This window comes from Kitasatospora sp. NPDC056273 (assembly GCF_042268845.1).
GTDB lineage: Bacteria > Actinomycetota > Actinomycetes > Streptomycetales > Streptomycetaceae > Kitasatospora.
The window spans coordinates 40,996-57,647 of record NZ_JBHJSJ010000025.1; the positions used below are offsets into that span (position 1 = coordinate 40,996).

General features: G+C 69.9%; 11 protein-coding genes and 2 pseudogenes. 6 read left to right on the plus strand and 7 right to left on the minus strand.

Going from position 1 to position 16,652, the window contains the following annotated elements; genetic code table 11:
* Positions 1-39 precede the first annotated feature (39 nt).
* The 3 genes and pseudogenes from ACFCY1_RS22680 to ACFCY1_RS22690 all read left to right on the plus strand — a co-directional run bounded on the left by ACFCY1_RS22680 (position 40) and on the right by ACFCY1_RS22690 (position 3,438).
* Complete coding sequence (locus ACFCY1_RS22680; RefSeq protein ID WP_375875788.1) at positions 40-534, plus strand: hypothetical protein; 495 nt, start codon at positions 40-42, stop codon at positions 532-534.
* Between the two features lie 598 nt (positions 535-1,132).
* On the plus strand, positions 1,133-1,849 hold the full coding sequence (locus ACFCY1_RS22685; RefSeq protein ID WP_375875789.1) for a hypothetical protein: 717 nt from the start codon (positions 1,133-1,135) through the stop codon (positions 1,847-1,849).
* 114 nt (positions 1,850-1,963) lie between these two features.
* Positions 1,964-3,438: pseudogene (locus tag ACFCY1_RS22690) on the plus strand (NF041680 family putative transposase).
* Positions 3,439-3,447: 9 nt separating this feature from the next.
* Here ACFCY1_RS22690 and ACFCY1_RS22695 read toward each other — a convergent pair.
* Complete coding sequence (locus tag ACFCY1_RS22695) at positions 3,448-3,912, minus strand: hypothetical protein (protein WP_375875790.1); 465 nt, start codon at positions 3,910-3,912, stop codon at positions 3,448-3,450.
* 440 nt (positions 3,913-4,352) lie between these two features.
* Here ACFCY1_RS22695 and ACFCY1_RS22700 point away from each other — a divergent pair.
* Positions 4,353-4,954, plus strand: a pseudogene (locus tag ACFCY1_RS22700) (phosphotransferase family protein); the annotation flags it as partial.
* A 252-nt stretch (positions 4,955-5,206) separates the two neighbouring features.
* On the opposite strand, the gene ACFCY1_RS22705 reads toward ACFCY1_RS22700, so the two are convergent.
* From ACFCY1_RS22705 to ACFCY1_RS22715, 3 genes are all read right to left on the minus strand, one after another.
* A complete protein-coding gene (locus ACFCY1_RS22705; RefSeq protein ID WP_375875791.1) occupies positions 5,207-5,875 on the minus strand; it encodes a hypothetical protein in 669 nt (222 codons plus the stop codon).
* A gap of 284 nt (positions 5,876-6,159) precedes the next feature.
* The gene (locus tag ACFCY1_RS22710) at positions 6,160-6,738 is read right to left on the minus strand and encodes a hypothetical protein (RefSeq protein WP_375875792.1); all 579 of its coding nucleotides are present in this window, start codon (positions 6,736-6,738) and stop codon (positions 6,160-6,162) included.
* 528 nt (positions 6,739-7,266) lie between these two features.
* Positions 7,267-9,093: a hypothetical protein gene (locus ACFCY1_RS22715; RefSeq protein WP_375875793.1), complete on the minus strand. Its 1,827-nt coding sequence runs from the start codon at positions 9,091-9,093 to the stop codon at positions 7,267-7,269.
* A 264-nt stretch (positions 9,094-9,357) separates the two neighbouring features.
* On the opposite strand from ACFCY1_RS22715, the gene ACFCY1_RS22720 reads away from it, so the two are divergent.
* On the plus strand, positions 9,358-10,080 hold the full coding sequence (locus tag ACFCY1_RS22720) for a hypothetical protein (RefSeq protein ID WP_375875794.1): 723 nt from the start codon (positions 9,358-9,360) through the stop codon (positions 10,078-10,080).
* A gap of 438 nt (positions 10,081-10,518) precedes the next feature.
* Here the strand turns inward: ACFCY1_RS22720 and ACFCY1_RS22725 are convergent, their stop codons facing one another.
* A complete protein-coding gene (locus tag ACFCY1_RS22725; protein WP_375875795.1) occupies positions 10,519-13,056 on the minus strand; it encodes an NACHT domain-containing protein in 2,538 nt (845 codons plus the stop codon).
* Between the two features lie 707 nt (positions 13,057-13,763).
* Between ACFCY1_RS22725 and ACFCY1_RS22730 the strand changes: the two genes are divergently transcribed.
* Positions 13,764-14,102, plus strand: a complete 339-nt coding sequence (locus tag ACFCY1_RS22730) for a hypothetical protein (RefSeq protein ID WP_375875796.1) — start codon at positions 13,764-13,766, stop codon at positions 14,100-14,102.
* Between the two features lie 391 nt (positions 14,103-14,493).
* On the opposite strand, the gene ACFCY1_RS22735 is transcribed toward ACFCY1_RS22730, so the two are convergent.
* Entirely contained in the window at positions 14,494-14,889 is a 396-nt protein-coding gene (locus ACFCY1_RS22735) for a hypothetical protein (protein WP_375875797.1), read from the minus strand.
* 58 nt (positions 14,890-14,947) lie between these two features.
* Entirely contained in the window at positions 14,948-16,567 is a 1,620-nt protein-coding gene (locus tag ACFCY1_RS22740; protein ID WP_375875798.1) for an ISL3 family transposase, read from the minus strand.
* Between the last annotated feature and the right edge of the window lie 85 nt (positions 16,568-16,652).

The following is a 16,652-nucleotide window of genomic DNA, read 5'->3' on the forward strand; positions in this document are numbered from 1 at the left end:
GCCCTTGTTCTCCTGCTGGAGAGACCTGATGATCAGCTCATGCCCATGAGCCGAGGCACCTTCGACGATGTCCCCCTGAGCACGCTGTTCCCCCGGCTGTCCGCCGCCGGCGTCGGATCACTGCGGCGCGCGGCTCGCAGCGTCGGCGAGGCTCGGTCCGAGGCCGCCGCCGCGACGTGGGACTGGAAGCCGGACCACGCGGTCTTCGCAGGCCCGCAGTCCCGGGCCTGCGTGATCCTCCTCCTGTGCGTTGTCCAGCCGGTGAGTGGAAGCGACTCGCCGGAGTTCCAGCTTCAGGTGGGCTGGACGGACCAGGGCCAGCACGAGGTGAGCGCCTCGGTCAACGTGGGCTGCTGGTGCGAGACCGACCACGGCACCCATGACGCCGACGTCCTCGCCCTCGCCGTCGGTGACGAGATCTCGCTGCCCCAGGCCTTCGAAGCCTGCGCCGAGCGCATGACGGCCTGGCTGGCCGACCCTCGCGACGCAGACTTCTGGCGAGCCCGAGAGGGTCTGCCGGCGCGCCGTGTGTAGGGCCTCGTTCGGGCCGATCCCCACTCGGCGCGGGGCCGGGCCCGTGTACGACAGGTCGGCAGTACCGCGTGCGGCCGGTCGTGAACCCGCTGCTGACGATCAGCTCCGGTGCCCTGGACAGCAGTGGCCGGGGCACCGCCATACAGATCGGCAGCTCGGTGTCGCGTCGTTCACGTGTGATGGCGGCGAAGTCGCGGCCCGCTCGGCGGCCACGACCGGGTCCTGGACAGGCGTCCAGGACCCGGTCGAGCCGGGTGCGCTCGCCAGTGGCCAGGGAATCGGGAAGACGCATGATCCAGGCCGCGATCCGGTGCGGTCGCGGGATCGGACGCGGTTCTTCGACGGCGGTCCCGGCCCGCAGGGTCGCGACGTATCTACGCACCACGACCACCAGGTCTTCGACCTCGGGCCAGACCAGGCTCCGGATCTCGCATACGTCCCACGCGCAGCCAACGCTTGCAGTTCTGCGGAGACCTCCCGGAACAATGATCGAAAGTGACTGACCGTCAACCAGCCACGGAGTCCGGCAACAGAACCAAGGGCTCGATCGCAACTGCTCAGCTTGTGATTTATCCACTCGTCTTCGTCGGCGGAACGGGTGATCGAGCTGATCTTCCTGCGGAAGACTGTGTGCGTGACCCTTCCTACTTCGCTTGCCGCTGCTGAGGAGATCCGTGATCACCTCATTGATCAGCTCAACCTCGCCCTGCGCCGGCCCGGGATGTACGGGGGTGAGGTGGCGTTCCGGATCCTGATTGACCACCTGCTGTTCGTCGAGCGCCAGCCCGAGGCGTGGAATCAGCTGAAGCAGAGCTGGGAAGAGCAGGGGCTCTGGACCTCCATCGGCCCCAGCGGGGCCTTCCAGGAGGTCTTCCCCGCGCAGGGTGACTGCTACGAAGTCGCCTCGGTATACGCGGAGTTCGCGCAGCGACGCGGTTGGCTCGGGCCCGATCGGGTTCTCACAGCCGAGGAGTACGAGGCTGTCACAGACCGGGTGCGAGGGTGGGCCGCGGCTGACCGCACCTGGGCTGACGTGACGGCGGAGTTCGGCCCTCCCTCTGTGCTGTTCGGAGGGAACAATCCCTTGTACGGGAAGACGCTTGGCTACCTCTCGGGGGATCCGCAGCAGCCGATGGTGGTCTTCCATCTGTGGAACGGCAGCGAACCGGGGAGCGAACCGTGGCCGCCCGAGCATGCGCAACCGTTGCTTCTCGCAGTGCGTTTCGGCGCCGGCTCGTTCCGTGGATCGTTGACCTTCACCCCCGAGGGTGATCGGAGAAGGCCGACGGTCGAGGATCCTTACCTGCCGCGGTAGCGGTCCGACGGCGAGCGCAGGTCACCCACATGGGGATTTCCAGGACAGCGGACCCGGCCCCGCCTAATTCTGGACCTCCAAGAGGTTCAGAGGCTCGACGCGAAGGCCGTGCTGGTGACCGTGGTGGAACAGGGCGTGCAGTACGAGTCGTTTGCGGAGCTGTCGCGCTTCCGGGGGGTCTTCTACGACTGCCTGACCGGGCGGCGTGACGCGCTGTTCGAGCTCACCGACGCGGTGCTGTGCACCGACGGCCCGGTGAAGACCCTGGTCGGCCTGGCATTGGCTCCCGAGCACCGCCGCGGCCACGGGGCCCTGTACGGCGCGCTGAACCGGGGCCGCCTGGACGTTGAACGGCTGCGGGCCGAGCTGGCCAGTCTGCCGCTGCCCCGTGCCGCCGGTGGCCGCCTGGTGCTGGCGGTGGACGTCTTGCCGTGGCTTCGGCCCGACGCCGACACGAGCGACGCCCGCTCGTTCTGCCACACCTACGGGTGGGGCGACGCCAGGCACCAGATGATCCCGGGCTGGCCGTACTCGTGGGTTGTCGCTCTGGAGTCGGGCCGGACCTTGTGGGTCGCCCCGCTGGACGCGGTGCGGCTGAGGCCGGGCGACGATCTCGCCGCGGTCACCGCCGCACAGCTGCGGGACCTGGTCGAGCGCCTGGTCGCCGTCGACCAGTGGAGCCCAGGTGACCCGTCGGTGCTGATCGCGGCCGACGCCGGCTACGACGTGATGCGGCTGGCCTACCTGCTGCGCGACCTGCCCGTGGAGATCCTGGGACGCCTGCGCTCGGACCGGGTGATGCTCCGCCCGGCACCGCCCGCGCGGAGTTCGCCCGGGCCAACCCGGCTGGTGGGCGGCCGCCCAAGCACGGCAGCGAGTTCATCTTCAAGGACGCCAGGTCCTGGGGCGCCCCGGACGCGGAGACGAAGACGGCGACCACTCGCTACGGCACCGCCCACGCCCAGAGTTGGGACCGGCTCCACCCCGAGCTGCAAGGGCGCGCCGCCTGGCGCGACCACCCCAGCCCGCTCCCGGTCATCGAGGGCACCGTCATCCGCCTGAAGGTCGACCACCTGCCCAGTGGCGGCGACCCCAAGCCGCTGTGGTTGTGGTGGTCACGGCCCGCGGCCGACCCAGCGGAGACCGATCTGGCTTGGCAGACCTTCCTGCGGCGCTTCGACATCGAGCACTTCTTCAGGATGATCAAGCAGACACTCGGCTGGACCGCTCCGAGACTGCGGGAAGCCGAGGCGGCGGACCGATGGACCTGGCTGATCATCACCGCCTGCACCCAGCTCCGCCTCGTCCGCTCTCTGACCACCGACCTGCGACGGCCGTGGGAGAAGCCGGCCGAACCGAACAAGCTCACCCCAGCCCGAGTCCGACGCGGGTTCCGACACCTGCACGCCAGAACCTCAACGCCGGCCGCAGTGCCGAAACCCGCTCGCCCCGGCCCCGGGCGCCCGCCCGGCTCCAAGAACCACCGCCCCGCAAACCGCTACGACGTGGGCCTGCTCCTGGCCACCGGCGAGTCCTACCGCCGACCGGCGCACCACAAGGTCGGCACCAAACCACGCCGCACCGGATAAGTCACAAGCTCAGCCGTGTAGGCCCCACTTGTCGAGGCCGGAGTAGATGACGGCGGTCCGGTACCCGGGTTCGGCGAAGCACTCGGCCTCGCCCGTGTAGACCGCGATCAGTGAGTCCGTGCCTCGCCACCATCCATCGGCCAGTGCTCCTACCTCCGGAACCGGTTCGTAGAGCCCGAGTCGAAGGGCGTCGACGTCCTCGCCGGTGACCTTGGTGATCTGCATGGCCCACATGGCGGCGTGATGTGCGAGCGCGACCGACTCGACCCATCCTTCGACGCTCGCATGCAGCGGCACCCATCTCTCGGCGTGGATTCCGAACTCGCCACGGGGGCCGATCATGAAGGAGAAGGGCACCGCGGTCCGCTGGTCTCCAGCCTCGAACCACCACCCGTCCGTCGGCGTCCGCTCCGGCGTGTCCGGGCGGAGGATTCTCGGTCCGCCGTCATACATCGGCGCCGGGGGAAGCAGCATGCCACCCCAACGTTCCTCGAAGGCCCTGGCCCGGTCGACTTCCGCTGCCGGAATCCCGCACTCCAGCCAGTGGCTCCGATACTGCTCGACCCCCGTGCTGCCGACTCGGAGGCCGTGCGCGGAGACGAAGGATCGAGCCCGGCGGGAGAGCCCATCAGGCGCATCGGCAAGATGACGATTCACCCGATGGACGGTACACAGTGCGGAGGTCTGAGCAGCCCCGGGGCTCCGAACCGGCGGCCTGGACGACCCTCGATCACCTCTTCGCCCTCACCCCCGTGACCTTCACGAAATGTGTGGACAGCCCTGAGGTTCCCCACCCCTCGCTGCGGGTGCGGACAGTCCTGTTCGCCTGACGTTCCCACCCACCACCGGCACTGACGTGCGGACGGGCCCAGAAGGGTTCGCGCGTGCCGCCGTCCGGATGTTGAGGTGGCACGGTGACCGATCATGACGAGGCGGCGACCGTCCGGCCGTTGGCACTGGCCTGGGTGCGCCGACACCTGGAGTCCGGCGAGCGGATCGTCGGAGCCGAGGTGCTGCACGGCGGCGCCACCGCCGACATGCGGAGGCTGACCGTCGGCACGCGGGACGGGGGCACCCGGTACCTGGTACTGCGCTCCTTCGTCGACCCGACCCGGCAGGGCCCGGCCGAGGAACTCCTACACAGGGAGGCCGACGCCCTGACCACGCTCGCCGGAACCGGCGTGCCGGCTCCCGGACTCGTCGCCGTCGATCCGACCGCCGCGCACTGCGAGTACCCCTCGCTCCTCATGACCCACCTGCCGGGCCGGATGGTCCTCGATGACGGAGGGCTGGCGACACGACTGCCCCTGCTGGCCCGTCAGCTCGTGGCGATCCACGTGGTGCGGCCGGCCGTCCGGCCCCGGGAGTACGTGGCGCTGACGACCGCCGACACGGTCGTGACCCCGAGGGCGCCGACGCCGCGGTCTGGGCCACCGCGATCGACGTGATCCGCAGGCCCGCGCCGCGCTACGAAGGGCGGTTCCTGCAGTGGGACTTCCAGCCCGGCAACGTGCTGCAGATGGTGCTTTGAGGCTGGGGGCGGATGATTTTCCGCGGAAAATTCCACTGCCTCAGGGAGACAGCGTCGTCGGTCCGCACAAGGACGCCCGTTCCTGGCCCGCCCGTCCGTCCAGGCGGAGGCGGCGCGATTGTGGTCGGCCGGTCGCGACCTGACGGCCACCGCGCTTTCGTCTGCCGGGTAGCCGCCTGGGCGCCCAAGGCGGATGAGGTACCTGTGCCCCGGAAGGTCATGCGCTTCCTGATTCCATCAGAGGGCCGTGATCGCGGCGGAACGGTCGAGCGGCGTCCGAATCACGACCTGCCGCCTCCCTCTACGCCACGACATGGGTAGCTCCCGCAGCAGCTGGTGGTAACCCGAGGCATCCCGGTACAGGGACTCCAGGAAGAGCACGTGAAGAACCACCGCCAGCTCGGCCTTGTCCGGGGCCAGGGCATGGCGGTGGGTTCCCGGCACCGGCCGGGCCTTGGACACGACGCTCTGCAGCGCGGTGACGTCGATGTCGGTGAGAGAGCCGGCTTCGGCGGCCGCGAGGGTGGTCCGGAGCAAGTCCATGTCGACGGTGCGAACGTTGATCTCCGAACCCGGTGCGGAGGTCGGGGCGGGCGGCACCGGCTCGGGCGGGCTCGCCTGATGGGCCCGATACTCCAGGACGCTGCGGCCCAGCCGGGTGATGCGCGCGGCCCAGGGGGGCCGGACGCCGTCCCTGGCAAGGGCGTCGAGACGGCGGTCGGTGGCGAGCTTGGACAAGCCCTTCTCCGACAGGGTCCGCACGATACTGCTCGGCCGGTACCGGGCCTCCAACGGCTGCTCGCCGATCGTCCAGCCCTGCTTCTTCCGAGCGAGGGACTCGAGTACTGCCCACTCGTCCGAACGTAGTGTCACTTTCCCCTCCCAGAACGTGATGTGGACGGTCATCCTGTCACCCTTGGGATCCGGTGGTTGCCCTGTTCGCCGGAATCGACGAAGGAGTGGACCGGCCACCCGGCAGAGCGGTGCGCCGCCGGCGACCGGCCGTCACCGCCAGCGTCGAATCGACCGGCAGCTCACCCCCACCGCCGTCCGCCACTCCGGACGGCCGTGCCGTCGTCAACGGCGTCACTCCGCAGCCCGATGGTTCCCCACCTTCGAGTGGACCGCGCTCTCGGAACCCGTTCACCGGCACGGTCCACCGTGAACATTCCGCATGAGGACCGCCGCCCCTACGTGCCGTCGCGGGCGTCCTCGGAAGTGGACCGGAGCGGCAGCGGTGAGGCCGACGGGGCGATCCAGCGCGCCGGGAGGCACGGGCCGGTGCCGTCCGGGCACACCCGCGCCCGGGCGGAGAGGGCCGGATCGTCCGGTTGCAGGCCCGTGCGGAGGTAGGCGTACTCGACGACCGTGAACTCCCGGCCGCCACCGAAGTCCACCAGCCGCTGGTGCAGCGGGCCGAAGACGCGGTCGTCGTCGTCCTTGACCACGACTCGTCCCGCGTCACCGGGGAAGACGGTGAAGATCGCCCATCCTCCGAGCCACAGCGGGACCGGTCTGTCCGCCAGGGAGTCGAGCGATGTCGCGAGGACGATCTGGTTGATGCCGTCGCGATCGCTGATCGTGACCAGGCACTCGACGCCGCCGTCCCCCAGCCACACCGCGGCCGCGCGGCTGTGTCCCGCTTCGTCGTCGAGCACGATCATGTCCGCCAGGGACGGCACCGGACAGTCCTCCGGGCTGGCACCCGGTTCGACCGTGGCGTCCACGATCCACTGCGCCGACGCCGGGGCCGGCTCCGACAGTGTCACCCCGTGCCCCGTCGGCGTCGGCAGCACGACGACGGCCGGCAAGTGCACCGTGCCGTAACCCCAACCGACGCCGCCTCCATCGTCATGCCCCGTACAGGCCGCAGCTCCCAGGGCCAACACCACCGCTGCTGCCGCCTGCCCCGCCACCCGCGCCGTCCGCATCACTGCGCCTCCCCCGCGCCGTCCCTCCCTTGTCCTTCCCGCCACGGCGGGCCGTCAGCTTCCGCGAACGACAACAGTCGCGTACCGGCGCGGCGGCGATCTCAGGGAAGGGCCTCCGATTTTCCGCGGAAAATTCCGTGGGGCGGAGAGCTGTGAGGAACTCGGTACGACTGGCCGTCCGCAGTGTGCCGCCTCTCCGCAGGACGTACGTCCTCAGGTGCGACTACCGGCGGTCGCGGATTTTCCGCGGAAAATTCTCCGTGCGGGTCGAGGGCACTCCCGGCGGACCCGGGCGGATGCGGAGGGCGTCCCCGGTGTTCAGGCTTTCCCTCGGGGAGTCGGGCTCGGTCTCCCCTGGTGCCGGTGTCAGTCGAGCATCCGGCGCGCCGTCTCGCGCAGCTGGTCGTCGCGGTGCCTCTGGGCCGGGAAGCCGGTGCCGTACTCGCGCAGCAGCCGGCGCTCACTGGCCGCCCAGTGCGGCAGTTGCGGTCGCAGGTCGGATGGGTAGGGCGGTCCGATCCGGTGGAGTGCCTGGAGGGCCCGTACGCCCACGGGGCGGGACGGGTCGACCAGCGCGGTCAGGACGGGGAGCGCGACGGACGGGTCGCCGGTGATCTGCCAGTGGGCCTCGGCGGCGTGCAGCCGGGTCCAGTCGTAGCCGTCGTCGAGGTAGCACTCGATCAGCGGCAGCAGGGGAGCGGCCGCATCACCCAGGCGTCCGGCCTCCTCCAGCTGTCGGCTGTTCTCGGCGAGCCGGTGCGCCAGCAGGCGCAGGACGGTGGCGGGGTCGTCGGTGAGGAGGGCGGTGGTGACGGCTGCCGCGACTGCGAGCTCGTCATCGGTTGCGCGGGTGAGGGCTTCCAGGCGGTCGAGGAGTCCGGCGTCCCGGATCGCCCAGTCGCCGAACCGGCGGACGAGGGTCTGGGTGGGGCGGTCGCGCAGCAGGCGGGTGAGGTCGGGCAGGTGGGTGCGGGCCTCCTCGGCGGAGAGAGCGGTGTAGAGGCTGTCCAGGTGGGTGGCGTCCCGGTGCCGTAGGGCGAGGCGCTGATGCTCAGGGTCGCGGGTACGGACCGCCAGCGCGGCCAGCGCCTCCGGGACCGGCTCGGGGACATCGGTGAGGAGGCGCGGATCGCCGAGCTGACCGAGGATCATCTGGGCGCGGCGGCCGGTGAGGGTGTCGGTGTGGACGTGGGGGAGGAGGTTGTCGGCGAGCGCCGGGTCGGGGCGGGAAACCCCGAACAGGCACTGGGAGATCACGTCGAGCAGACTGCCGAGGTCCCGGAGGTCGTGCCCGTGGCGGAGGGCCTCGGTGAGTAGGCTGATGGTCTCGTCCTCGCGGTCGCGCCACATCTCCGACAGGTGTCGGGCGCGGCGCGTGCCCCGGCGCTGGTGGTCCCCCTGGGCGATCCAGCCACGGGCCACGGTCGCCAGGGCGTCCGCGTCCTCGGTCAGGATCCAGATGCGTTCGTCGGTGCTGCCGATGCCCGGCGCGAACTCGTGGCTGCCGAGGTCGAATCCGGGGTCGCCTCCGGCCTCGGCCAGGACGGCGACCACGTCGACCGGGTAGGGCTCCTCCGAACGTTCCAGCAGAGCCAGAGCGGCGGCGGCGCGGACAGCCGGCACCGGATCCGTCAGGGCCGACCGGAGACGGCGGCGGGCCGCGCCGCCGTCCGGGTCGAGCAGCGTCAGGACGGTGAGCGCCTCGGCGCGGACAGCGGCGGCCGGGTCGGACACGGAGCAGGCGGTCAGCTCACGCAGCACCACGGGGACGGTCTCGCCGGTGGCCCGGCGGGCAACACGCACCGTGTTGCGGCGCACCAGCGGGTCCTCGTCGCGCAACAGGTGCAGCAGCCCCGCCACCTCCGCGGCGACCCGGGCACACCCCCGCACCTCGTCCTCGTGCACCGGCTCCGCCTCGGTGCCCCCGCATCCGGCCAGGGCCGCCAGCACGTCCGCCCGTTCGTGGCGGGCGTGCACCGCCGCGTGCGCGAGGAAGGGAACGGCCGCCACGGCGGCCGAGGACACCGACCCCTGGTGCAACGCCCGGCCGAAGAACTCGGACAGCGCCCTGTCCGCCAGGTGCCCGTCGTCGGAGTACAGGGCGCGTATCCAGCCGGGGACGTCACGGCCGTCGCCGAAGAAGTGCCCCAGAGATGGCCAGTCGATCGTGTGCAGCTCTTCAGGTGATCTCACATCAGCCCACTCTAAGGACGGGCACGGACAGTGCCCGCAGGCCGCGATGCGTGCCCGGCCCGGATCGGCAGGACGCGGTTCCACTCCCGGCGCCGAGGGGTCGGCCGTTTCGTGGCCTCACCGATTTTCCGCAGAAAATTCTGCGGCTCTTGCTCGGTCGAAGCTGTCCGTCCCTGTCATCGGTCGGCCCGCCGATCGGCTACCAGGAGAGCCGGCCGGTACCCGGGGGATTCATCTCGGGCCTTCAGACGATTGAATGCCCGGGTGGCGAACTGGACACGGATGTACGACTGCTATGGGGACGCTGATCGCGTTCCCGAGCTTCTGGACCGCGTGGAACAGGATGGCGATGCCGAGGCGTGGACGGAACTCGGATACCGGCTGTGCCTGGAAGGCGACCTCGTCTTCCCCGCGAGCTTCGCAGCCCTTCCCCGCCTCGTGCGGCTCGCGTCGAGCGATCCGCGGGCGCGCGCACTGGCCGGCACGATCGTTCGGCGCGCGGCAGGGCACCACGGCTGCGACGATCTGTTCGCCGACTGTGCCGAGGCTGTCGCCGAGTTCCGTGTGCTGCTGGACCTGTATCTGAGGTCGCGGCCGGACGACTACCTCGCGGCGTTCCGTGACCTGCTGGCGGTCAATGCGCAGTACCACTGGAGCGCCGCCCTGGGGGACTTCACGGACGACTTCTACCACCTGGCCTGCCCCCACTGCGGTGCGGAGGTGACGATCGCCATCGGTGACCACGGGCGCTACTCGGCGATCCGGGACTGGAACCTGGGCGACGTGGAGCGACGCGCCCTGCGGCCAGCGGCTGGTGAGGAACTCTCGGGGAGCGGTCGATGGATGCACGACACTGCCGTCCGGGACGGGCAGGAGGCACTCGCGGCCGGGATCAGGTATCTCTTCGGCCGTGCTGAATGCCCACGCTGTGCCAGCGTGTTCAACATCGCGGACGAGTACACGTCCGCCGAATGCCCCGGCCCTTAGCGATCGGCCGTCCAAGCGCCAGCCCTCGCAGACGCCGACCGTACGACAGAGCCACGCGGCAACAGCTGCTCAAGCCGTACCGAACGGATCGCCCTGCCGGGCGGCTCTCGGCAGGCGGGCACGATTTTCCGCGGAAAATTCCTCGTGCCCGGTGCGACCACGGCAGTGACGTGTCCAGCCTCCCCCGCACGGGCGCGTGAACCGGGACCCCGACAGCCCGGTGCTGCCCGGGCCCCTCCGGATGCCTCAGAATTTTCCGCGGAAAATCCTGAGGCATCCGGAGGGCGGCGAGGCAAGACGGCCCGAGCAGCCGCAGAACGCTGTGCGGACGGTCAGGGTTGAGCTGCGGGAGTTCCGCCGCCGTCGGTTCCGCGGGGCGTCCGATCAAGGCGGGCCGGCGCACTCCTGGCGCGGGCCACAGCCTTCAGACCTCAGACCTCAGACGTCACGGCGCCAGCGATCGCCGGCGAACCGGGTCAGCGCGACCTCCAGATCGAGTGGCACCACCTCGGTGGGGCCCAGGTCCCATACCCGGATCCAGTCGTCCGAGCCGGTGAGGGAACGGCCGGTCTCCTGTTCGGCCACCCGCGTGATCGCGAGACAGTACGAGACGTTCAACCCAGGGGAGCCGGTTCCTCCGTCCCTATGGGATCCGACTCTGATCACCTGTACCTTCGCCACGTCTTCCCACCGCAGCCGTAGCTTGCGGCCCTCGTTGATCTGCATGCCCTCGCTGTCGACGCGCAGCCGCGTCGCGACCGCCCGCAAGGCCAGTGACCCGAGGAGAAGCACGCCGAGCACGCCCAGCAGCAGGGGCCACCAGCGCACCGTCAGCAGCCAGGTCTGGCGCAAGTCGCCTTGGAAGCCCGATCCCGAGGACACCGGGGAGACCACCAGGAGGAACACGGCGGTCAGCCCCCACAGATCGAATGCCAAGGTCCGCAGGGCCCCGATGCTCCGCACGCTGCTCCTGAGCACCACTTCGCGTGGTCCTGGGGCACCTTCCGGCGGCCCGGCTGGAACCTCACCGATGAGCCGCGACCGCAATGCGGCGTGCCGGAACTGGTAGACCCCGCCGAACCGCCGGAGTACGCCCAGTCGGCGGCCGTCCTCAAGGAATCCGAGGACATCGCGTGGCAGGCATCGACGCTTCGCCAGGATGAGGCGTGCGGCCGTCCAACGACCCCATCGGCTGAGGGCGATCAGCACCGCAGCCGAGCATGACCAGCTGATGACGAGACCGCCCGCGATGAGGAGTGGATTGCCGTTGAGCCAGTGGAAGAACGCCAGCGAGGTTCCCGCGACGGCCGGTGCGACCACTGCGGATTCGACAAGCGCGATCCTGCGCTCGTCGCGCAGCAACTGCCTCGGCTCGGCCGCCATGTCGGAATCTGCCGCCCGGGTCAGGAGCACACCGGAGAGCAGAGGAAGAAGGAAGAGACACACGCTCGCCGACGTGCTGCCAGGCAGGGCCATGCCGACGGCTGTCGTGGCCGCGGCCGCCATTGCCAGGAACAGCCAGCCACTGTTTCCGGGCGCCGGCCGTCGTGGGCGATCGTCGAAGCCGCTGAACAGGTGCCGTGTGAGCGTCCTCCCGAATGCCGTTGCGATGATGGCGACTGCGGCGACGGCCCCGAGCACCTGGCCGACTCCCTGGACCCCGAGCCCGGGCCGCGGGGGAGCGACTCCCGCGAGGGCGGCCAGCTCGGCGATCGCATAGCTCACCGACGTGCCGTAGACGCCGACGGCGACGATGACGACGGTTCCCCAGATACCCGGCTCGGTCAGTCGGCTCCGCAGCTGCCACCACGCGATGTCCTGGGTGCGTCGGCGGTGAAGCTCGCCGGCCAGGAACTGGAAGTATCCGGGTGCTCTGTTGGACTTCCAACGGCGCACCGGCCTGGCGGGGTCGGGCCGTCGGGGTCCCCGTGTACAGACGGTCGGGATCAGCTTGTCGAGGAGGTGGCGCTCGATGTCCGTCCGGGTGGGCAGCCGTGTCGCATCGAGCAGTTCCCGAGGATCGGCGTTCTTCGGTGCGTACACCGTTGCCGCGAGCCAGAGCATCAGGGGCGAGGAGAGGGTGGCGGCGACCGGGCCTTCGGGATCTTCCTCTATCGCATCGAAGAGCGACTGCCAGGGGCCGAGGCGATCCGGGTGGCACATCTGGGCGAGGTAAGCCCTTCCGGCCTCGGGAGGCACCGGGCAGAGACGCAGAACGGGCACATTGCGCAGCACCGGCAACTCGTCCGCGAAAGGCTGATAGGCCTCCGGCCGGGAGGTCAGAATCACGGGGTCCGTCGCGCCGAGTGCGTGCTCCAGCTCCTTCACCGCGTCCTCGCGAGCCAACGGTGGCATTTCGTCGAGACCGTCGAGCACGGGAACAATCCGTCGATCCTGCACCAGCGACTCCACGGTCGGCCGGTCCAGACCTTTGACGCGGCCCCCGTACTCCTTGACGATGCGACTGATGACCCACTCCTTGATGCTGCCGCCCGGCTCCCAGTCCGGCATCGACAGGATGAGCGGCACGCTCTCCCGGGAGCCGGGGGGTCTGGCTTTCAACAGCTCGACCACCAACAGGACGGCCAAGGACGACTTCCCCGCTTCGCGGGGACCGGTGACCACCAGCTGGCGTGGCGTGAGCGACCGGACCCAGGCAACCAGATCCTCAAGCCCGGCCAGTTCGGGGCGCTCTGCGTTCGGAGTGCTCCAGTGAGCCTGCTCCAGCTCCCAGGGGATCGTCATCGGAACTCGGTGGTGCAGACCACGGACACTGGCCTCGTCGCGCCACTGATCCAGAACCTCGCGGGCCAATCGGTCCAGGGCGTCGCTCTCGGCGTCGGTGGAGGCCGACCATCTGTCCCGAGAGGCAGGGGCAGAGCCCAGATGGACGCCGTAGACGTTGTGTGCTTGGAGCAGGTACTGAGGCGATCCCTCGTTGTGGTTGTGGGTGTGGTTGTGCACTTCTTCAGTCACGCCGACATGCTGTCAGGCCGGTGCCTGCGCGCGAGGGGCTTCCAGCGACCGGTGGTGGCTCTTCGACGGCGTGCGAGGACCGACCCGGGAGGAATGACCTCAGGTGATCCTGGAATTTCACGTCGAGCGACTTTCGCAGGCAATGCCGAGAACACAAAAGACGCATATAAACGATCTATAGACATCATGGTGGGGGTGCGCTCCAGCCACCGTGACCGCGGAGACAGCCGGCGTTGACCAGGCCGGTGACACGGGCCACCTCCGGGAGACGTGCGAAGGCCGACAAGGGGCCGGCCGCCAGGCGGCCGCCGCTCCGGTCGTACTGGTGTACCTACTCCCGTGGGTCGACAAGTATCTCTACGGCCTCAGCACCACCACATCCGAGAGGGCCGCGCTCGTCGAGAAGCTCGACACCTGCGCGTGGCAGCAAGTATCGGCCCGCCGAGTCTTCGGGCGGGCCGGCCGATTGCCCGGGAACGTGGTGCCGGTTTCATCCGTCGAAGCGGAACCAGCGGAAGCCATAGTCGAGAAGTGCCGTCAGAGTCCCGCGACGGTCCGGCCGCTCGTCGACGCCCAGGACACGGACCTACGTTTCGCGGCCGTGAAGGCCCTGTGGGACATCGAGTGCGACCCTGCAGATGCCGTGCCGCGGCTGATCGCCCTGCTCGACACCAGCAAGGACCAGGACCGCCGACGTCCTCGGCCGGATGGGAGGGCCTGCGGCCGCAGCACTGCCCTGCCTGCGGCAGTTGTACGAAGCCGGCCATATCGGGATCCGGGTCCACTCCGTCGCTGCGATCCACGACATCGGCGGCCCGGCCGAGGCCGTCCTGCCTGTGCTGCTGGAGGCATGGGAGGAGAACGACTCGACCGCAGGCCCCGTCGTGGACTGCCTCCAGCGGATGGGACCCGCCGCCGCACCTGCCCTTCCACGGATCCACGCCGAACTCGCCCTCGCCCGCCGAAGCGGCGGCTTCTTCGGGAGCGTCAAGGACGACGATGCACTGCTGCGCGCAGCCCGGGCCGTCATCGACCAGACCGTCTGAGGGCGACACTGCAACCACCGGTGACCCGGGCGGCGGCGGGGCAGGCCCGCCCCGCCACTACGCCCACTGGCTCGCCCCGGTTGCGCCGGCCAGCTCCCGCCGAACGGACCGTAGCGTCTGCGCCAAGGCGGCCTCACCACAGTCGTTCTGGGCCGGCAGGTAGGGAAGCCGTGCCACACCCCCGGCACGGCCGCCTCCGGCCAGTCGGAGTCCATGGGAACACCCCCGTCGCTCCAAGACTCGGTTGGACGGCTTCCCGTGCGACGCCGCGGAGCAATCCCCGCAAGCGCGGGGGTCAGCCAGGCGGCAGTTTGGCCCCAGCGAGCCGACGCACCCGCTGTTTTCATCGGGGTGAAGTAGGTTCTGACCCAACTTCTGTGGAACAGTCACGCTACGTAGATGCAGGCTGATTGGCTAAGGTCTCGTCCTCGTCGAGTTCGAGGACGAGGCGGAGCTCGGCAGGTCGATCGCCTTCCGCGAGCTTGACGAGTTTGTAGGTCCCCCGTGGACCGCCCGGCCGCGGTGACAGAGCGCAGTCGATCCTGGATCCGATCTGATTGATGGCGTAACGGGTCGTGCTACCAGCCAAAGGCCCATCGAGATAGACCGCCGAACAGAAGTTGATCTTGGGAGCGCGCACAACTTCATCAAGCCCGTAGCGTTCAGCGAGATCCTCTGGCGTGAGGCTCGGGTCAACAAGTTCGGTTGCATCTCCGGGCAAGATCATTAGGTGACGGCCGTCCGAACTCATCGGGCCTGCGCTGAGGGTCCCAAGTCGACTCGACATGTCTGAATTCTCTCAAGCCGGATCGGTCGGTGAGAAGGATGTCGGTTGCTCGAAGCGACTAGGCGAGCAGGACCCGCTTTCGTAGGAGCGGGAAGCTGGCGCGCCCGTACATCTGGCGCTTGAGCATCTTGATCCTGTTCACGGCGCCCTCGACGTGTCCGGAGTTCCAGTGCGTGGTCAGTCCGGCGTGGACGGCGGCGTAGTCGCTGTTCAGGCCGTTGGCGAAGGTGCTGATCCCGGGCAGGCCGGCAGCTTTGGCTTCGGTGATCCACTCGGGCAGGCGGTCGCCGTCGAGGAGGGTGAGCATCTCGGCGAACGCGGTGACCAGGTGGGCGGTGGTGTCCAGTTCGGGGCAGTGAGCCAGGAGGGCCTTGCGCCGGAGGGCATCGTCGGCGGTGAGGCCGTCGGGGTGGCGGGTGAGCCAGTCGGTGGCCTCGCGGACCGTGGGCGGGCGCGGTGGTGGCGGGCCGTCCGGGAGCAGTTCGCACTGCTTCCATGTGGCGAGCTGGGTGTATCCGCCGCGGTAGCCCCGGGCGGTGATCTCACCGAGCAGCGCCATGCCGCTGATTTTGCCGCTCGTCTCCTCCCAGCGCCGCAGCATGTAGGGCTTGTAGGGGTCGAGCTTGACGGTGCGCGGGGCCTGCGGGCCCTTCATCAGGTCCTGCCACTTCTCGGCCTCCGCGTAGCGGCGCACGGTATTGCGGCTCCAGCCCAGGTGCTTCGCGACGGCGCGCTGGCTCATGCCGCTGTTCAGGAGCCCGTGGGCGAGGGCGTGGTTGGCGCGCCGCCGTTCGGCGACGCGCCCGGCCGGGTTCACCGGCTGGGCATCATCGGCGTTGCCGGCCTCGGCGGGTAACGGGTTCTCCCACCGGGGTTCGGGCTCCGGCTCGGACTCGGGAACGCGCAGGCAGGCGCGGTGGTCGGTGACGACGCGCTCCACGGCGCGGACCAGGTTCGCCCACAGGTGATAGCGGTCTGCCACTTGCAGGGCCTGCGGTGCCGCACGGTCGGCCGCCTCCGCGTAGGCGCTGGCACGGTCACGTGCGATCACCTCGATCTGCGGGTGCCCGGTCAGCCACGGGGCGAGCGTCGCCGCGTCGCGCTCGGGCAGCAGGTCCAGGACCTTGTGGGTGACCGCATTCGTGATCACCGTCCCGTAGGTCTGGCCCTTGCGCAGTGCGAAGTCGTCGACCCCGACCGCCACCGGGGCCCCGACGGCCGGGTCGGGCAGGTCCATCACCCGCCGCAGCAGCGTGCTCCGGCTCGCCCAGATGCCCAGCAGCGAGGCCATCCGCGCTCCGGCCCGCCCGGCAAGCGCCAGACCCAGTCCGGCGACCGACGAACGCTGCCGCTCGGTGACCTGCCCGTGGCGACGTGTCAGTCCGCCGACCTGTTCGACGAACGTCCGCCGTCGGCACACCGGGGCCGGGCAGGCGAAGCGGCGCACCCGCAAGACAACTGTCACGGGCCGCCCGCAACTGGGCAGATCCGACGGGTAGCGCAGGTAGGAGCCGTGGACCCGCTCCGACCACGCCCCGCAGTCCGGGCAAGACGCACCCGGAGCAGCCACGCGGGCCGCGACCCGCACCACCGCACCGGACGCTTCGACACCGACGACCTCCACCTGAGGTAGCGACGGGGACAGCAACTCACCGAGCCACGACCACGATTGCGACACACCCGCCGACTGTCAGCCGTCCAGGCGACTCGGACGACCAGTTCCGGACGATCTCCATCCCCCGCCAGCACCCATGACCCGTCAC